The following is an 18,849-nucleotide window of genomic DNA, read 5'->3' as shown; positions in this document are numbered from 1 at the left end:
GTTTATTGGATATTAAAAAGCCCATTTCCGAGAATGGGAAGGGCAACTGTCAGCTGCTTAAGGCTAAATGATGATAAGCGATATCCATATTGTTTTTAAGTTCTTCCGGATTGTCGTGGTAGACGACCTTCCCCTTACTTAAAATATACACATCATCTGCGATTCGTAATGCCGTTGAGATATTTTGTTCAACTAAAAGCATCGACATTCCGGACTCTTTTAATTTTAAGAGAACATCCATAACTTCTCCAACCATTAATGGGGATAGTCCCTCTGTCGGTTCATCGAGCAGCAGGATTTTCGGATTTCTCATCAATGCCCTACCAATTGAAAGCATCGACTGTTCCCCCCCACTAAGGGTTCCCGCATGCGATTTTTCACGTTCCTTTAAACGAGGAAAGTAGTGAAAGATCTTCTCTAGGTTCCAATCGCCTTTTTTGAAATCAGCGAAAACGGTTAGATTTTCTGTCACAGTTAGGTTCGGAAAAATTCTTCTACCCTGTGGGACAATTCCAATTCCCTTCTTGGCAATTTGGTGACTTTGGAGTGAGGCCATATTTTGACCTTCAAATAAGATTTCCCCTTGAACTTTTTTTACAAAGCCAATAATGGAATGCATCGTTGTTGTTTTCCCCATGCCATTTCTTCCGAGCAGAGTTACAACCTGCCCTTGTTTCACCTCGAGATTTATACCATGAAGAATGTGACTGGAACCGTAGAAGCTATTAACTTCTTTTAGTTTAAGCATGTGCAGCCTCCTCGCGACCGAGGTAAATTTCCTTTACCTCTTCATTTTCACGAACAGCTTCTGGTGTGCCATCCGCAATGAGTTTTCCAGTATGAAGGACAATCACCCGGTCCATATTACCGAACAACACATCAATATCATGTTCAATCATACAGATCGTTACTTCTTTTGGTAGTTTATTAATCAGCGCAATAATTTGGTCGGTTTCAACCTGTGACATACCTGCAGTCGGCTCATCTAAAAGGAGAAGCTTCGGTTTTCCGGCAATCGCCATGACAATCTCAATTTGTCTTTGAACCCCATAAGAGAGCTCTTGTACCTTCATGTTACTATATTGTTCAAGGCCCCATTCATGTAAAAGTGCATCTGTTTCTTCATGAAGTTCACTGTAGTTTTTAAGACTGACACTTTTCCACCATTGAGTATGCTCTTTTCTCATTTTTTGCAATACGAGACGAACATTCTCCTTAACCGTTAATCCAAACATCAGATTATTTTTCTGAAAAGTACGAACGATTCCATTTTCCGTCCGTTTATAATTAGGAACCTTCGTTATATCCTGGTCAAAATAAGTAATTGTCCCCCCACTAGGGTTCAAGTCTCCCGCAATCATGTTAAAAAAGGTTGTCTTTCCGGCACCATTGGGTCCGATTAGTCCAACACGTTCGCCAACAGAAACCGCTAATGTAATATCTTCGATTACTTTTAACCCACCAAAATGCTTTGATAAATGTTGTATTGAAAGAATCGTCGTCATCTTTGTCCTCCCTATCCATTTATTTTTGATTGCTGTTTAATGGGTTCGATATATTCTTCCTTTACAGGTTGAGGCTTCGCTTTAAACAAGCTTTGGGTAAGCCTTGAGAACAACCCAGCAATTCCAGATGGAGCAAAGATTGTAAACAGAATAAAGGCGGTACCAATAATCATCATCCAGCTTTCTGTGTAAGAGCTAATGATTGTCTCCAATATCACGATAAATGCCGCTCCAATAACAGGACCCCAAAGCGTACCTGAACCTCCAACTAATACCATGATTAATACTGACCCGGATACTGTCCAGTACACATCAGTCGGAGCAACGAAGCCATTGAAGAATACATATAGTCCACCAGCTAATCCACCTAAAGTACCCGCAATCAAAAAGCTAATGTTTTTATAGAAGGTTGTGTTATACCCAATCGACTTCATTCGATCTTCATTTTCTTTAATCCCAATGAAGACATACCCTAGTGGTGAATGAAGAAGTCTGTTAATTAACATTACGACTATCGCAAATACGACTAAAATAAAGTAATAGATAAACACCTGATTGGAAAGGATAAAATTTCCAAACAGACTTGGAGAAGGTATTCCTGATAAGCCATTTGATCCACCCGTTACATCCGTCCATTGGTAGATGATCGAATAAACCATTTGTGAACATGCAAGTGTTAGCATTAAAAAATAAAATCCATGAGCTTTCGTAGAAACAAAGCCAATCAAAATGGCTAATAGGAACGCAATCACCATTCCGATTACAAGGGTTAGAAACACATTTGTAGATAAATGACTCGCGGCAAGGCCTGTTGCATAGGCACCAGCGCCAAAAAACGCGGCATGTCCTAATGAGACCAACCCAGTTTGACCGACTAGGATATTTAAGCTAATCGCGAAAATCCCAAAGATTAAAATTTCCGTAAAAATGTTTACATAATAGAGAGAAACGAAAAATGGAGCAGCAACCATCAATAAAAATAGTAAACTACCTTTGATCCACTGTTTGCCCATTTATGCCCTCCTTCCTATCAATCCTTGTGGACGGATAATTAATACGGCAGCCATTAATGCAAATGTTATGATTAAACTTAATTCCGGAACGTAGAAGCGACTAAACGTTTCAACCATTCCCACTAAAAGACTCGCAGCAATCGTCCCCGTTACAGATCCCAGCCCGCCTACAACTAGGACGACGAGTGATAAAATCAGAATATTAAACTCCATTCCTGGAGCAACCCCTAAAATCGGTGATCCAAGTACCCCACCTATCCCAGCTAAGAAGCTTCCAAAGAAAAACACGAGTGTAAAGACAAGGTGAATGTTAACGCCTAGTCCACCAACCATCTCTTTATCTGATAATCCTGCTCGGATAACAGCGCCCCATTTTGTTTTTTCCTGTGTATACCAAAGAGCTAACGCAATGATGATTCCAACTACAATTAAGGCAAGTCGATAAGAAGGAATCATATTCCCCATAACTTCAACAGATTGGCTTAGGAAAGCTGGGGGTGTTACGGTCATAATATTTTTACCCCAAATAATGGAGAAGAGATCATGGAAGATGTAAGCAAGACCAAAGGTTAACAATACCTGTGAGAGATGGCCAAGCTTATATGTAGGTCGAAGTAGGACCACTTCTAAAATCAATCCAATAATGGCAATTACAAAAGGGACAACCAAGAGAGCAACCCAAAACGGTAGCCCTGATTTTACAACGATTGAATAACCAATGTAAGACCCTAATAAATATAGAGAACCATGTGCTAGATTTAATACACCTAAAATACCGAAAACGAGACTTATCCCACATGTAATAATGAAAAGGAGAAACCCGTAGCTAAGTGCATTCATCATTTGCAAAACGAATGTATCCATATTACCTCCCCCTATCAGTTGAAAGAAAGAGGCAACAAAGGATGCTTGCCTCTTTCATCATTCCTATCTTTATTTTCCTGGGTCTACAACTTCTGGAACTGTGTCGATTACTTTATTTTCTGTCTTGTCACCATCTAGATAGGTCTCAACGATATAAAGGTTTTGAATAATTTGATGAGTTTCTTGGTCGAACTTGATTGGACCTCTTGGACTATTAAGCTCAACTTTTGAGATTTCCTCTACTAGTTTATCAGGGTCTGAAACATCTCCATTTAACGCCTCAATTGCTTTTGCCATGATCGCTGCTGCATCATATCCTTCCGCAGATTCGATACTTGGTCTAGCATTAAATTTCGCTTCATACGCTTCAACGAACTTTTTATTTTCAGGAGTGTCTAAGCTATAATCCCAGAAGATTGAAGCAATGATTCCTTCAGGGGATGTTCCTTGCTGTGGACGAGTATCCTCAGCTGTAAGCCATCCAGAACCAATTAAAGGAATCTTTCCTTTTAAACCGTATTGCTCGTATTGTTGAACAAAGCGGATTGCATCTGTACCAGCAAAGAATGCATAGATTCCATCGATGTCATCACGATTCATTTTTGCTAGGTAAGAAGAGTAGTCATTATTTCCAAGTGGTGCAAATACTTCCTCGACGATTTCCCCACCTGCTGCTGTATATGCATCTTTAAATGCTGCCGTAGCTTCATGACCGAATGCATAGTCAGCAGCTGTTAAATAGATTTTTCCACCAATATTGTCATAGGCCCATTGACCCATTGAATGCCCAATCTGGTAGGAAGAGAAAGATGAACGCCAGATATAATCACTGCGCTTTGATCTTGTTAAATCGTTTCCACCGGCATGTGATACAAGGAATGGTAATTTATTCTTATCAACCTCGTCACGAATTGCATAAGCTACTGCTGTACTGATTGGACCAGTTAGGATATCAATTTTATCCTGCTCCATTAATTTACGAAGCTTACGTAATGAAACTTGTGGGTCTGCCTCTGTATCTTCATGCACAATTTCAATCTTTTTTCCCGCTACTTCCCAGCCAATTTCTTCAAAGTAGAGTTCCATTCCATTCTTAACATTTTGACCAAGTGATGCGTACACACCTGTTGCTGGTAATAAAGCTCCAATTTTAATTGGCTCATCACTTGTAGAATCGGTAGCGGTTGGTTCTTCACTTTCTTCTTTTTTATTATTATCAGTGGTTGTACTAATTGCTCCAGAGCTACATGCCGAAAGTAATAGAACAAATGATAACATGATCAACCAATTTCTCTTTACTAGTTTCATGGTAAACCTCCCTTTTTTTAAAAAACGTAATCTGACCCTCTATGGTAGAAAATTACTATGTACAAATTACCCCCTCTATCACTTTCTAATATTCTGAATATTATTATAGTAATTACTATTCGATTATTCAACACATATTTAAAACTTTCATAAAAAAAACGTAATAAATTTTTCGTGATTTGGCACAAAAAAATGGAGGATAGTTGGATTAAAGGCCCGACAAACGCCGAGCACCCATTCCAACATGACCTCTATTTCATTAGTAAATATTACAAACAATACCCTTTTTCCTGGGGCAGGTTACGTGATATTCCCTAGGTATATATATTACGTTAATTTATCTCCCGTATATAAAACATTTAATTATTGTCGTAATTTAAAACGCTGCATCTTTCCAGAAGCAGTTTTGGGGATTTCATCCATAAACTCTATGATCCTAGGATACTTATAAGGCGCTAAGTTTGCTTTCACATAGGATTTTAATTCGTCCTTCAATTCTTCTGATGGGTCAATCCCCTCTTTCAGAACAATACAAGCTTTTGGAAGATCAAGATTCTCTTCCGTCTTCACCCCGATTACCGCAACCTCAAGTACGGAATCATGCTTAAGTAGAGTTGCTTCTACCTCAACAGGTGAAACCCAAATTCCGCTGACCTTCAGCATGTCATCAGATCGTCCTGAATACCAAAAATACCCCTGTTCATCCCTGTAATATTTATCGCCTGTGTACATCCATTCACCATGGAATTTCTTCTGATTTTCAGCGATATTGGCCCAGTATCCTCCAGTTAAGCTCTCACCTTTAATGACTAAGTCACCGACCTCATTTGGCCCAACCTCTTTGGCTTCGTCATTTACAATCTTCGCCTCATAGCCTGGGACTGGCTTCCCTGTGCTACCAGGGCGAATGTCTCCAACTCGATTTGAAATAAAGATATGTAAGGCCTCTGTTAACCCAATTCCATCTAAAATATCAAGATTAAAAAGCTGCTTCCATTTATTCACAAATGTATCTGGGAGTGCTTCACCAGCAGATACACAAACTCTTACCGAAGATAGGTCAGGAATTTTGCCTGTTCGCTCTACATAGTTAATCAAACTACCATAAAGCGTTGGAACGCCAAAAAAGATTGTTGGTTTAGTCTTTTCAATTGTTTCAAACACTTTTTCAGGTGTAGGACGATCCTTCAAAAGAACGGTTGTACCTCCAGCACCTAAAGGGAAATACATCCCATTTCCAAGCCCATATGCAAAGAAAAGCTTTGAAGCAGAAAAGGTAATATCATTTTCATTTATTCCCAAAACTTGTTTTCCATACGTGTTATATGCTGCTTCCATACATCGTTGGTGGTGAATAACACCTTTTGGATTTCCTGTACTCCCCGAACTATATAACCAAAATGCTGGGTCATCCTTCACTGACATGAATGACTCAAGCTCTGTTGACTCATTATTGATAAGTTCATGAAAATCAATTTCATTTGTGTCTACGGATGTGTTTTCGGTGACGACGATTACATGTTGAAGAAAGACAAATCGATCTCTGTTTGCCTTAATTTTACTCCAAAGATCCTCGTGAATAACAAGCACCTTTGAACGACTGTGGTTTAATAGATATTCATAATCCTCGGGCTGTAGCATTGTGTTAGTTGGGATTGGTAGTGCACCAATTTTTACCGCACCGAAAAAGGATACGATATTCTCAGCAGTATCATGCATAACCATGAGCATGCGGTTTTCATTTTCAACACCCAACCTTCTGATAGCGTTTCCAAATTGATTAACACGATACAGAAGCTCTTGATAAGTGACTTGTTCGTCTCCACTTACAATCGCAACCTTTTCCCCTCGTCCGTTTCGTACATTTTCTTCAATAAATCTGTCGGCAGCATTGTACTTCGTTGCGATTCCTTTTAAATCCGAAGCTACTTTTATCACATTCTTCCTCCTTACCTATCTTATGGATAGTAAAAATTTCAGATAGTGGAGGTAAATGCTTACCCCCACTTTTTTTCGGAGTCAATCGTAGATGATAATGATATTAGCACTGTACTAATAGTGTAAATTAGCCGTAAAGATGTATGAAAATGATTAACTTACTTACCGGACCAGTTTGCATCACGCTTTTCGATGAACGAGCTTAAGCCTTCCTGCGCATCCTGTGAACGGAATAATAGATTTTGAAGCTCACCTTCATAACGAATTGCTACGTTAAGTGGCATTTCTTTACCGTTCATGATTGATAGTTTAATGTTAGATGTTGCATAAGTAGCACTGTTTGCGATCTTCTGTGCATATTCTAAAGTCTTTGCTCTCGTTTCTTCTTGTGGGTATACACGATCTACTAATTTAATAGCTAATGCTTCTTGCGGTGATAAAGTTTCACCAGTAATATTTAGATCAAGAGCTTTTGAGTGTCCAACTTGGCGAGCAAGACGTTGAGTTCCACCTGTTCCCGCTAATACACCAAGAGAAACCTCCGGAAGTCCGATTTTTCCTGCTTGGTCACCCATGAATCGCAAATCACAAGCTAGAGCCATTTCTAAACCACCACCAACAGTATGGCCCTCTAAGCAAGCAATCCAGATTTGTGGAGAGCGTGCAATTTTATCTAAGGTTTCATTACAGAATAAGCAGAATTGTGTTTTAAAGCGTGGCTCTGCTGATTTTAGGAAATTGATATTTGCACCCGCTGAGAAGAACTTTGGCATATCACTCATTAAGACAACAACTTTAATGTCATTGTCAAAACGAATATCATCAATCGCCGCATTTAACTCTTTGTAATAGTCAAGGTCATAAGAATTTGTTTTGTTTACATGAATATGAACTTCCGCAATACCATCCGCTTTTTTAACAGTTAGGGTTTTCGTTTCCAAATTAATTGACATTTTTACATTCCTCCATTTAATATATTGGAAAATTATTTAAATAAACTATATTCTGAAAATATTCAATGGACGTTCCCCATTATAAGAGACTACACTCTTTGTTTCTGTATAAAGATCAAGTGTTTCGACACTTAACTCTCTTCCAAATCCCGATTGCTTGTAGCCACCAAATGGTGTTCCAGGGAAGGCTGAAATTGGACAGTTCACCATTACGATACCTGCACGAAGTCCTTCTGCAACTCGGTGTGCTCTTCCGTGATCTTTCGTCCATACAGCTGATCCAAGTCCAAAAATGGAATCATTGGATTGCTTGAGCACTTCACCTTCATCTTTAAATTTCATGATAACAACGACTGGACCGAAGACCTCTTCTTGGGCAATTCTCATATCATTCGTGACATTTCCGATAACGGTTGGCAAATACCAGTACCCTTTATCAAATTCGCTACCTTCTGGTCTTTTTCCTCCATAAAGGATTTCTCCGCCCTCTTCAATTGCAAGCTTTACATAGCCATCGACAACTTCTTCATGTTCTTTAGAAATCAGTGCCCCCAGATGAGTTTCCTTATCGAATGGATCACCAACCTTCAGCTTTTGAGCCTTTTCAATAAACTTTTCGACAAATTCATCGTAGATGTTTTCATGTACAAATAACCGCGAACGCGCTTCACAGGATTGACCAGTGTTATAAAAAATTCCATAAATAGAACCTACAACAGCACCTTCAATATCAGCATCATCAAAAACGATATTAGGAGATTTTCCTCCGAGCTCTAACGTTACGCGCTTTAAAGTAGTTGATGCTTTCGCCATGATGTCCTTTCCAGTCTCTGTTTCACCGGTAAAGGCAACCTTATCAACTCCAGGGTGAGTCGTTAAGTATGGACCGATTACAGAGCCACTTCCTGTGATGACATTTACTACGCCTGCTGGAACTCCCGCCTCATGACAAATATCTGCAAGCATATAGGCGGTAATTGGTGTATGTGATGCAGGTTTTAGTATAACCGGACAGCCTGCTGCGATTGCTGGTGCGATTTTCCACGCAGCCATCATTAATGGATAATTCCATGGAATGATTTGTGCACAAACCCCAACAGGTTCCTTGACCGTGTAGTTAAAAAATCCGTTTGGAACTGGGTTTGTGCGCCCACCAAAGGTTGTGATTGCTCCCGCGTAAAATTCAAAGTCTTCAATCGCCTGACCAATTTGTCCTTTTGCAGCAGCAACTGTTTTTCCACTATTTAATACTTCTGCTTCGACAAGGTCATTAATACGTTCACGCATGATTTCCGCAATTTTATTTAAAACTCTTGCTCGTCTTGCTTGAGGCAGCTTAGGCCATTTGCCATTTTCAAATGCGTTTCTAGCTGCGTCAACAGCGCGATCGACATCTTCCTTCGTCGCCTTTGCAACTCTAGCTAAAACCTCGCCAGTTGCAGGGTTATACGTTTCAAAAAATTCCTGATTGCTGCTATTTGAGTATTCTCCATTAATCAATAGTTGGTATGTTTCTTTTAATTGCACCATAGATGTTGTTTCACTCCCTACATTTTCTCGATAATCGCTGCGATTCCTTGACCAATCAGCGTCTGAGTAGCATCTATTCTGACAGTCTCTCTCAGATTAAAAGTTCCTTATTTGACCGGTTTTGATAATGGTAGAAGCATTTATCGGTATCTCCACCAATCCATCCTGCATACACGAGCTTTCGAATAAGTGGGGCTGGTCGATAACGTTCTTCCCCTAATTCACGATATAGTCCACTTAAGACCGCATATATGTCGTCAAGCCCAATTTTCTCCGCCCACTCAAGCGGTCCCATTGGATAATTGGTGCCTTTTTTCATGGCAATATCAATGCTTTTCGCCTCTGCAGTTTGCTCTGTTAATGCGTAGGCCGCCTCATTGACAATCATTGATAAAATCCTTGGAAATACAAAGCCAACTTCATCCTCCACAAGTTCTATGTCTTGATCAATCAATGAAAAAATGCCTGCGGCTGTTTGCACATAACTTGGATCTGCCTGTAATGGCAACGCCACTTCGATTAAGCTACCTTCTTTAAAATTGGCAAAGGTCCCAAACCCCACTACTCTTTCAGGGTAGGTCAACCATGAAGCAACCTCAGTCGCCGTCACACCAAGAGTAGTTGATAAAATCAAAGTAGTTGGTGATACACTTGCCTCAATTTCTCCGATTCTACGTTTCTTTTCTTCCTTATCAAGGTTGGTCGTTTCAATTACAACATCGACTTGCTCATTCATTAGCCTAGAATCAACCAAATGAACTTCTGCATTTTCTTGAAAGGAACGGGAGAGTTCTTTTGCGAGTAAATTATCTCCTACAATAACGACAGTTTTAAATGTCATATTCGTAGAACCCTCCCTTCGTTTTTCTTCCTAAGCTACCTGATTGAACCATACGTTCCTGGTAATAATGAGGACGGAATCTACTTTCTCCGTGAAATCCTTCATATACCGATTTGGTTGTTGCAAAATTGATATCAATCCCAATTAAATCCTGTAATTCAAAAGGACCCATTTTATAATTTCCTGCGCGTTTCATAATTCGATCAATTTGCTCAGCCGAGGCGATTTTATCATTCATAATTCGTAAAGCTTCATTATAAAATGGTCGTGCCACTCGGTTCACAATAAAGCCTGGAGTATCCTTACACACCACAGGGCTCTTATTGATTGTTTTTGCAAAATGGACAAGGGTTTCAACAGTTGAGGAAGCTGTTTTTAATCCCTTAACCACTTCTACAAGTGGCATAATTGGTGCCGGGTTAAAAAAGTGTAAGCCGGCGATTCGTTCTGGATTTGCGCTTTGCCCAGAGATTTCTGTAATCGAAAGTGAGGAAGTATTCGACGCCAAAATCGAATCTTTCGCACAGATTTCTTCTAGTTTCGAAAAGATGGACCGTTTTATTTCCACCTTTTCAGGCGCTGCCTCAATAACCAATTGGCAATCGGCAAATGAGTTCATATCCGTTGTAGTAGCCAAGTTCCTTTTCGCTTGTTCTGAGGTGGCAATGCTAATTTTTTCTTTTACAACTAATCTATCAAGCTTTGACTCTATTGATTCTTTAGCACGAGTTACCGTTACTTCATCAATATCAAAGAGCACGACTGGGTATCCATTTTGAACGAGTAACTGAGCGATCCCTGCACCCATGGTTCCAGAACCAATAACACCAGTTTTTTTAATTTCCATGGGCTTCTTCCTTTTGCCAACGAATGTATTCGAATACGCTCTTACATTCATTGCAGTAGTATTGGCGAACTAATTGAGCTGTACCAAAGGATGAAATCTTCTTTACATCATTTGATGAGCAAAATGAACATTGAACGTTTTCTTTGTTAGACGACATTTTGCTTCGTCACTTCCTTTGTGACTTCTTGAATGGTTGCATCAAATTGCTCTACTAATCTAGCATCCTTTGGAATGATGTTTTCAGTGACGAAATACATATCATTTTCTACTTTGATTAACCATTCCTTTGCTTCTTGGGCAGTTTTTGCAATTGCACCTCTACATCTTCTCGGAATGGAACCTTTATCAAGTAAAAGCTGTTCACACCAGCTCTGAGAATAGATTAGATGCTCCTGCTGCTCCTTCAGCATTTTTGTAAAAGGCGGGTTTACATTTGGATTATTTGCTTCAATCATTGCCTTCATCACTAAATCAACCGCAACATTTGTAACGTAAAGCCCAGCAATGAGTTCAATCCAATTCCCAATTTCCACATTTTGTTGGAACGCCTTTCCTGTTTGGTCCTTAACTTCTGACTTAACACCAGATAAGTCGGATACCCAGCGATAAAGAAGTCTTGAATGACCTAGTTCTTGCTGAGCCATGGCAATTGATGACAGTGTTCCTTCCAATGTAGGTCCGCTGATACCAATTTCAACTAATCGGTCACCTAAAATAAATTTATTATCTGCAATCGTTTCGCCTAATTCAATTAACGAAATATGTTCCTTAGTCAACATTCTCACTCCTTTGCAAATAATGGTTCTGGGCTTCGAACGCAAACAAGGTCTTCTTTTTTCACCACGTACATTTCAACCCAATCTTCTTCATCGTAAATATGCTGTGCATAAATTTTTGCTAATTCATCATTAACTGCCTTAAATGTGCCTACATGAATAAGTTCATCTCCGCGATTGATTCGAGTGAGAAGAAGGTAATCATGTTTTATTGCTTCTTCTACTGTCATGAACTTACCCCCCAGTGCTTTAATTTATGCTTTCCTTCTTCACTTAAATTTGCTGTCGTCCAAGGTGGATCCCAAACAACTTGGATCTTTACTTCTTCAACCTCTTCTTCCTTTAACAAACGTTCTTTAATATCGTTTTCAATCCACTGCATACAAGCACATCCGGTAGAGGTATAGGTCATTTCAACCTCTAAATCGTTTCCATTCTGGGATATGTTATAAATTAACCCCATATCTACAACACTGATTGGGAATTCTGGATCCATCACTTCCTTTAATGCATCCCAATACTTAGTGGTTGCTTGTTCTTTTTGGATAATTCCACTCATGCTTTATGCCTCCTCTGCTCTCATTTGTTCTAGCTCCCAAACTCCCTTTTGGATTCGAGAAACAAACTCCTTATTTTGAGGCCCTCTTTGCTTAAAGCGTTCGATTGCCCCTTCCCATGTGTCCGGTTGGTCTGTTAACCACTTTTTATTTTCAGCATCAAATTTACAAGGGAATGGAACATCTATCACATATTTATCTTGGCTTTCATCGTAATGGGCTGGGACCTTAATTCCAATCGATTCACAGAACGGAACAGCTGTTGATAACCATTTTTGTCTTAATTCATCATTGCTTCGGCCCTTTAGTCGATAATCCAATTGTGCCGAACGGCTCTTTAGATTATCTGCAACACCGAAGAATTCAAGAGCCATTAAGAACATCCAATCAACTGCGTCCTGAACTTGCTTTGCCGTTTCTGGCTTCTTCATCGCATTTCTCATTATGATTTCACCATTGCGGAGGTGGAACAATTCCTCCTTATCAACCTTTACAAGCGCACGTTTCCAAGGACCATAGGAAGTATGCTCATACGCATCCCCTAAAAGCGTATATCCAGAACGGTCAAACAATCCGTTAAAGACTCCTAATTCAACCCAGTTGTCTAACTTAAAATCAAATGCATATGGGTTTTTCCATCTGTTCGCCGGTCGATGATAGAGCATCTCATCTACATCTTCACCAAGGTCTTCCAGTAGTCGGTATGCGATATGAGCATGACCGATTTCATCCTGCATAACTGCTAGAGCGGTAATTTTATAGTTTAAGTTTGGGGCCTGATCGTAGACTGTTAATAGTGGTGGTACGCTAAGAAGTTCTGTATCTCCAACAATCGCAAGTGTTTGTTTTAGCGCTTTCAAATATTCGTCATTCATATCCTCCATGCGCTCAACTATAAATCCACTTTGAACCTTTTCCAGTAATACCTCAGCTTCCTTTATACTCATCAATGAACACCTCTTTGTATTACGTTTTTTTAACTATCGTTTATAATATGTAATATAGAATATTATAAATTGTTTGTCAATATGTTTATGTTGTTTTTTTGACGTTAAATTTTAAATCGTAATATATGTTATTGCAGAGACGGGAAGAAATACCGGATTTATTTAGGTGTGAGGGACTTTCCTCTTGTAGTTTCGGTTCGTTTTGAACTTCATCGGGGTTATGAAGAACTTTTCGCGTGTGAGTTCGGTTCATTCGGGGCTTCATCGGGGCGATGAAGGACTTTCCGCTTACGATTCACCTTCATTCGGGGCTTCATCAGGGTTATGAAGGGGATTTCTCACGGATTTCCTCACTGTTTTCCTTTTCATCAAAGCTATGAAGAGGAGTTGGTCCGGGATTCCTCACCGGTTTCCTCTTCATCCAGGCTATGAAGAGGAGTTGGAGCGAGATTCCTCCCCGTTTTCCTCTTCATCAACCCAATGAAGAGGATTTTGAACTAGGTTCCTCCCCGTTTTCCTCTTCATCAACGCTATGAAGAGGATTTGGTGCGGGATTCCCCTCCATTTTCCCCTTCAGCAACGCTATGAAGGGAATTTCGTACAAGATCCATCTCCAGTTTCCTCTTCATCGAATAATTCTAGCCAAACAAAAACCCCAAGATTGCTATTTTAATAACAATCTTGGGGTTATCTTTTTTATACTTTGCTAGATTTAAGTCAACGACCATTTACATAAACGAACAGATTTTGGCCATGTTTGGTAACTCGTCCCTCTCGTTCTAAATAGTTTAAGTGAGCAATTGTTTCTGCGATTGCGAAGCGCCATTGATGTGGATTGAGCTCTCTATGGGAAAACAATATCTTTGCAATTTCATACGTTGTCTTATACTCTGCCAAGCTTTCAATATATGAAAGCCGCTCGTCATGGTGCTGGATTAGCTCATCTATTCGTTCGCTAACATTAAGAACCGGTGAATGATGGGCAGAGTATATCTTTTTAATCGGATATTTTTTAACTTTACATAGTGAGTTAATATATTCATGTAAGGGGTGCTGGCTGGCTCCTGGCCAAACACTAATATTCGGTGTGATTTTTTCAAGAATGTGATCGCCGCCAATTAAGATGCCCTCTTCTTCTTGAAAAAAGCATACATGCCCTGCACTATGTCCAGGCGTGTTGATAACAGACCATTGTGCACCACCAAACTCAATTCTGTCTCCGATTGGTTTTGCAACAGGTAGTGGGAGCACATTTTGACCGAGCTTTTCCATATGCTCCGAGATTCCATCCGCTAAATCTTCTGGAACTCCATGCTGCAACACCATTTCTTTCATTCTCGCAACCTGTACGCTACCTTCTCCCCAAACACGCTCAATCATTGCTGCATCTACTTCATTCATATATAAGTCAGCACCTGTATGCTTTTGCATCCAACCCGAAAGCCCAGAGTGATCTGGGTGGAAATGCGTAAGATAGATTGTATGAATATCGCGAGGTGTGATTTCCAGATGGTCAAAAACCTCCTGCCAAGCTTCTCTTGCTGCTGGATAGTTTAATCCTACATCTATCATGACATAACCATCGTTCTGTTTAAAAAGATAACAATAGACATACTTCATCGGAAATGGAACTGGGATTCCAATCCGATAGCCACCAAATTCAATTTTTTCAATATTCATGGCTCACCTCTAATCAAATGTGCCTTGGCGTATTTGCGCCCGATTTTTTTAGGCCCACACGAAGTGGGTCACAAAGACGAAGACATCAGGAAATGGCGTTCTTAGTCTTTGATCTTCTTGTGTTCGAAAAATTTCCTTTGAAAAATCGTGGCATCCGCCGGAGGCTTAACTTTGTTCAGTCAGAGTTTAACCCACCAACTGAATTGATACTCATTTTGCATCTCCCCTACCACCAAAGTAGAGTACTTTACTGAATAAAGTTAGATGTAGATCTCACCAAATGGATTGAGTGCTTTATCGCGCTCGATTTGAATTTCGCGATCTGGTGCTCCCTCAAAAACGGACTCGAAGTACCGGATCGATGGGATTGATAAAAGCTGATGAATATTCCAGAATAGTTCTCGAGCTTTAATGCCAATCCATCCCTCCGGCAGCAAATCCCTCGGAAAACCTGGGTCCTGGTAAAGGAATTTCCTGTACTCATGAACCAGTGCTGTTCGCTCAATAAAACATTCCTCATCCTTCAATGTGTTATTTAACGCTTTTTCACGTAGTTCTTCAAATTTTGGCGTGAACTTTTCAATGAATGTTTGATATTCATCCCTCACCATATTTAAATCCCAGCCGATATCGATAATACTTTGATTATCATGGGTTACAATTGAAGACGATGTGAACAAAAACGCATATTCTTCAATTCCGTTCACCTTGATCATTTCTTTTACTTGCTCCTCAACGGGATTGGGGGTCACCAATGTGCTATTTGTGAGATTACCAAATCCTGTCCAAATCAGTTCTTTCCGGATTTTATTACGAATCTCGCGCTTTTCTTCCGGAAACGAATATGTAAGTATTCTCCACTTCTGGTCCCAAATGTGATTTTGAGTGGCGTATACCCTACTTACCCCTTCGTCAACACGACCTTGGGCAGTTGCGGAATAATAGCTCTTCTTCCCTACTTTTCGCACTTCCAATAAGTTATTTTGGACCATCCGAAATATCGCGCCCCTTACAGACGATTCGGAAACCCCAAACTGCTTCATTAATTCAATTAAACTACCTACCCAAATTTCTCCTCCATAATATTTAATATACTCACCATATAATGTAAACATTAAGGATCTTGGTTTCATAGAAGTCACCACGCTTACTAATTTTTGTTAAATTTCGATATTGTTAATTTTTATTATAGAGGATTCTGGAAATTATGCATTAAAAAGTGGTCTTTCTCCTGATTCATTCGTGTGGAGGTCTTCTTGTAAAATGGTGCGAACGTCCTCTGGTATTGGAATCGCTTTAATTTCTGTTGGCGTTTGTTTTACCCAACCACGTATCTCATACCCATGTCCCGTTCTTGTTTCTCCCCTATATACCTCATGACGTAGTTTGATTGTTTTTGTTTTAATTTCTTCAACCTCTGTTCGAATCGTTATAATGTCATCGTATAGCAATGTCTTTTCAAAGCTACATCTTGCATCAAGCATTGGTAGGATGATTTGCCTTTCTTCTTCTAATGTGTTTGGCGATAAACTGCAGCTTCTAAAAAATTGGTGCCCCGCGATATCAAACCATTTGAAATAATTTGGGTAGTACACGATCCCCGCTTTGTCGGTATCTCCCCAGTTAACGATGACTTGAAATTCATTTGATCTCACACGATATCCTCCTATTGTTGAATAAGGCTCGGGATAGATCGCCGAGCCTTGGCTATTTTAAAATAGCGATACCGGAAATTCCGATATCGCCTTTGATTTAGTTTACTTTACTGACCACTCCAGTTAGCTTCACGCTTTTCGATGAACGAGCTTAAGCCTTCCTGAGCATCCTGTGAACGGAATAATAGGTTTTGAAGCTCACCTTCGTATCGGATTGCTACGTTTAGTGGCATTTCTTTTCCATTCATGATTGAAAGCTTAATGTTTGAAGTAGCATAAGTTGCGCTGTTTGCGATCTTTTGTGCATATTCTAACGTTTTTGCTCTTGTTTCTTCCTGTGGATATAGACGATCTACTAAATTAATATCTAATGCTTCTTGTGGAGTTAATGTTTCGCCAGTGATATTCAAATCAAGTGCTTTAGAATGTCCAACTTGTCGGGCAAGACGTTGTGTTCCGCCAGTTCCAGCTAGTACGCCTAGAGAAACCTCTGGAAGTCCAATCTTTCCAGCTTGGTCTCCCATAAATCGTAAATCACAAGCTAGAGCCATTTCTAAACCACCACCAACTGTGTGCCCCTCTAAGCAAGCGATCCAAATTTGTGGAGAGCGTGCAATTTTATCTAATGTTTCGTTACAGAATAAGCAAAATTGAGTTTTAAAGCGCGGCTCAGCAGACTTTAAGAAATTGATATTCGCTCCTGCTGAGAAGAACTTTGGCATATCACTCATTAGTACAGCTACTTTAATGTCATTGTCAAAACGAATGTCATCAATCGCAGCATTTAATTCTTTGTAATAGTCAAGGTCATAAGAATTTGTTTTGTTTACATGGATGTGAATCTCAGCGATCCCATTAGCTTTCTTTACTGTTAACATTTTAGTTTCATTTACTGTAGTCGTCATTCTTCATTACCTCCCAGAATTATGTATTACGTTTTTTAAACTTTCGTAATTAATTACAAATATAATGAATCTTTTTTTAATTATCAAATCTTCGTTTTCTTCATTTTTTAGGGAAAATTACACTCTTTCTCTTAAATGCTCTTTCTTTCTATATTTTTGGAGGTTTTTTAGACGTTCGTAAAAAACACGTAATTTTAAATTAAAGTCTGTGTTATTATGGAGGTAAATACATATGCTCTATTAAAAACATGGAATTTTGAATAATTAAGGAGGTTCCAATGAAAGGTAATGGGGGTTTTAAGGATCTATATGAAAATCTCAATATCAATACAATTAGCTCCGGTGTTGTAGCTGCAATATTCGGATGCACAGGTCCTGCACTTATTATTATCGGCGGTGCATCAAGCGGTGGGTTAACCCATGAGCAAACAATCAGCTGGTTATTTGCCGTGTATTTCTTTGGGGGATTATTGGGACTCTTTTTATCCTTGAAATATAAGCAACCCATTGCTGGGGCTTATTCCATCGCTGGGGCCGTGTTGGTTGCGGGTGCGTTGTCTCATTTTTCATTACCGGAAGCAATTGGTGCATATCTTGTCGCCAATCTACTTGTCCTTATCCTTGGGGCAACCGGGTTAATTGATAAAGTGATGAATTGGATACCTGTTCCCATCGTTATGGGGATGATTGTTGGTGTCATGATGCGTTTTGCGATTGAGATGATTACAGCTGTTGAGATTTCACCCTTATTAGCAGGCTCGTCCATCTTAGTCTATTTGTTTTCCTCACGATATATTAAAAAAATACCACCTGTTTTATCAGCTTTAGTTGTTTCTGTTCTCCTCGCTGCTGTCATGAATGAATTTAATTTTTCAAATGTCCAAAGTTCGTTTGTGCTACCTCAACTAGAAATGCCCACTTTCAGTATTAATGCGATTATCTCTCTTTCTATACCTCTTGCCATTTTAATTATTTGTACGGAAAATGCACAAACGACCGGAATCTTAATGGGGAAGGGATATAAGCCACCAAGTAGTGCAATGGCCGTTTTTGGAGCTATTTTGGGATTTTTCGCTTCGTTTTTCGGGGCTCATGCAATTAATACTGCGGGTCCAATGACAGCTATTTGTGCCTCTGATGAGTCAGGTAAAAAAGAAGGGCGGTATGCTGCTTCTGCTGCAAATGGTGTGTTATTTGCAAGCTTTGGTGTGTTTGCAGCGTTTGTGGTTCCAATTGTTATTGCGATGCCCGCTGTGATAGTGAGCACGATTGCCGGTTTAGCAATGATAGGGGTTCTGTTAAGTTCCTTGAAGATTGCTTTTTCTGATACAAAATTCCAAATGGGTGCCTTTTTCGCGTTCATCATTGGCATGTCAGGTGTGAATTTCTTTAATATCGGTGCGCCTTTATGGGCAATTATTGGAAGTATCCTTGTTTCCCTTATAATCGAACGAAATGATTTTGGTATGAAGATCAAAATTGAAAAAAATCTGAAAACGGGGGCATAACTTCTCGATGGATGTGTTGTAA

The 18,849-nt window shown here is 39.6% G+C and carries 20 protein-coding genes; 1 reads left to right on the top strand and 19 read right to left on the bottom strand.

The genetic code is table 11. The annotated features are described in order from the left end of the window. Positions 1-49: 49 nt before the first annotated feature. The 19 genes from V7097_RS05860 to V7097_RS05775 form a co-directional block, all read right to left on the bottom strand. On the bottom strand, positions 50-748 hold the full coding sequence (locus V7097_RS05860) for an ABC transporter ATP-binding protein (RefSeq protein WP_335702669.1): 699 nt from the start codon (positions 746-748) through the stop codon (positions 50-52). After that, positions 741-1,505 carry an ABC transporter ATP-binding protein gene (locus V7097_RS05855; protein ID WP_335702668.1) on the bottom strand — a complete coding sequence of 255 codons (765 nt, stop codon included), beginning with the start codon at positions 1,503-1,505 and terminating at the stop codon, positions 741-743. Before V7097_RS05855 ends, V7097_RS05860 begins: the two co-directional genes overlap by 8 nt. An 11-nt stretch (positions 1,506-1,516) precedes the next feature. After that, on the bottom strand, positions 1,517-2,518 hold the full coding sequence (locus tag V7097_RS05850; protein WP_335702667.1) for a branched-chain amino acid ABC transporter permease: 1,002 nt from the start codon (positions 2,516-2,518) through the stop codon (positions 1,517-1,519). After that, positions 2,519-3,382: a branched-chain amino acid ABC transporter permease gene (locus V7097_RS05845; RefSeq protein ID WP_335702666.1), complete on the bottom strand. Its 864-nt coding sequence runs from the start codon at positions 3,380-3,382 to the stop codon at positions 2,519-2,521. 69 nt (positions 3,383-3,451) lie between these two features. Continuing rightward, a complete protein-coding gene (locus tag V7097_RS05840; protein ID WP_335702665.1) occupies positions 3,452-4,690 on the bottom strand; it encodes an ABC transporter substrate-binding protein in 1,239 nt (412 codons plus the stop codon). A 363-nt stretch (positions 4,691-5,053) separates the two neighbouring features. Then, complete coding sequence (locus tag V7097_RS05835) at positions 5,054-6,628, bottom strand: benzoate-CoA ligase family protein (protein WP_335702664.1); 1,575 nt, start codon at positions 6,626-6,628, stop codon at positions 5,054-5,056. Positions 6,629-6,786: 158 nt separating this feature from the next. After that, positions 6,787-7,581 carry an enoyl-CoA hydratase/isomerase family protein gene (locus tag V7097_RS05830; protein ID WP_335702663.1) on the bottom strand — a complete coding sequence of 265 codons (795 nt, stop codon included), beginning with the start codon at positions 7,579-7,581 and terminating at the stop codon, positions 6,787-6,789. Positions 7,582-7,626: 45 nt separating this feature from the next. Further along, positions 7,627-9,111: an aldehyde dehydrogenase family protein gene (locus V7097_RS05825; RefSeq protein WP_335702662.1), complete on the bottom strand. Its 1,485-nt coding sequence runs from the start codon at positions 9,109-9,111 to the stop codon at positions 7,627-7,629. A gap of 91 nt (positions 9,112-9,202) precedes the next feature. Next, positions 9,203-9,952 carry a 3-hydroxyacyl-CoA dehydrogenase family protein gene (locus V7097_RS05820; protein ID WP_335702661.1) on the bottom strand — a complete coding sequence of 250 codons (750 nt, stop codon included), beginning with the start codon at positions 9,950-9,952 and terminating at the stop codon, positions 9,203-9,205. Next, on the bottom strand, positions 9,942-10,799 hold the full coding sequence (locus tag V7097_RS05815) for a 3-hydroxyacyl-CoA dehydrogenase family protein (protein ID WP_335702660.1): 858 nt from the start codon (positions 10,797-10,799) through the stop codon (positions 9,942-9,944). The genes V7097_RS05820 and V7097_RS05815 overlap by 11 nt, the downstream gene beginning before the upstream one ends. Then, on the bottom strand, positions 10,789-10,956 hold the full coding sequence (locus V7097_RS26005) for a PaaD-like zinc ribbon domain-containing protein (RefSeq protein WP_438824203.1): 168 nt from the start codon (positions 10,954-10,956) through the stop codon (positions 10,789-10,791). Before V7097_RS26005 ends, V7097_RS05815 begins: the two co-directional genes overlap by 11 nt. Then, the gene (locus V7097_RS05810) at positions 10,946-11,578 is read right to left on the bottom strand and encodes a Phenylacetic acid catabolic protein (RefSeq protein WP_335702659.1); all 633 of its coding nucleotides are present in this window, start codon (positions 11,576-11,578) and stop codon (positions 10,946-10,948) included. The genes V7097_RS26005 and V7097_RS05810 overlap by 11 nt, the downstream gene beginning before the upstream one ends. A gap of 2 nt (positions 11,579-11,580) precedes the next feature. Further along, entirely contained in the window at positions 11,581-11,805 is a 225-nt protein-coding gene (locus V7097_RS05805) for a hypothetical protein (RefSeq protein WP_335702658.1), read from the bottom strand. Further along, a complete protein-coding gene (locus tag V7097_RS05800) occupies positions 11,802-12,134 on the bottom strand; it encodes a metal-sulfur cluster assembly factor (RefSeq protein WP_335702657.1) in 333 nt (110 codons plus the stop codon). The genes V7097_RS05805 and V7097_RS05800 overlap by 4 nt, the downstream gene beginning before the upstream one ends. A 3-nt stretch (positions 12,135-12,137) precedes the next feature. Beyond that, positions 12,138-13,079, bottom strand: a complete 942-nt coding sequence (locus V7097_RS05795; protein ID WP_438824202.1) for a Phenylacetic acid catabolic protein — start codon at positions 13,077-13,079, stop codon at positions 12,138-12,140. Positions 13,080-13,796: 717 nt separating this feature from the next. Beyond that, positions 13,797-14,759, bottom strand: coding sequence for an MBL fold metallo-hydrolase (locus V7097_RS05790; RefSeq protein ID WP_335702656.1), 963 nt, complete (start codon positions 14,757-14,759; stop codon positions 13,797-13,799). Positions 14,760-15,019: 260 nt separating this feature from the next. Further along, entirely contained in the window at positions 15,020-15,892 is an 873-nt protein-coding gene (locus V7097_RS05785) for a PaaX family transcriptional regulator (RefSeq protein WP_335702655.1), read from the bottom strand. 72 nt (positions 15,893-15,964) lie between these two features. Next, positions 15,965-16,414, bottom strand: coding sequence for an acyl-CoA thioesterase (locus V7097_RS05780; RefSeq protein WP_335702654.1), 450 nt, complete (start codon positions 16,412-16,414; stop codon positions 15,965-15,967). Positions 16,415-16,521: 107 nt separating this feature from the next. Next, a complete protein-coding gene (locus V7097_RS05775) occupies positions 16,522-17,319 on the bottom strand; it encodes an enoyl-CoA hydratase/isomerase family protein (RefSeq protein WP_335702653.1) in 798 nt (265 codons plus the stop codon). A 278-nt stretch (positions 17,320-17,597) separates the two neighbouring features. Here V7097_RS05775 and V7097_RS05770 point away from each other — a divergent pair, with 278 nt between their 5' ends. Next, positions 17,598-18,827 carry a benzoate/H(+) symporter BenE family transporter gene (locus V7097_RS05770; RefSeq protein ID WP_335702652.1) on the top strand — a complete coding sequence of 410 codons (1,230 nt, stop codon included), beginning with the start codon at positions 17,598-17,600 and terminating at the stop codon, positions 18,825-18,827. Positions 18,828-18,849: the final 22 nt, after the last annotated feature.

The organism is Bacillus sp. JJ1562 (assembly GCF_036962705.1).
In the GTDB taxonomy this organism is placed as follows: domain Bacteria; phylum Bacillota; class Bacilli; order Bacillales; family Bacillaceae_L; genus Ferdinandcohnia.
This window is presented reverse-complemented; position numbering and strand designations above follow the sequence as displayed.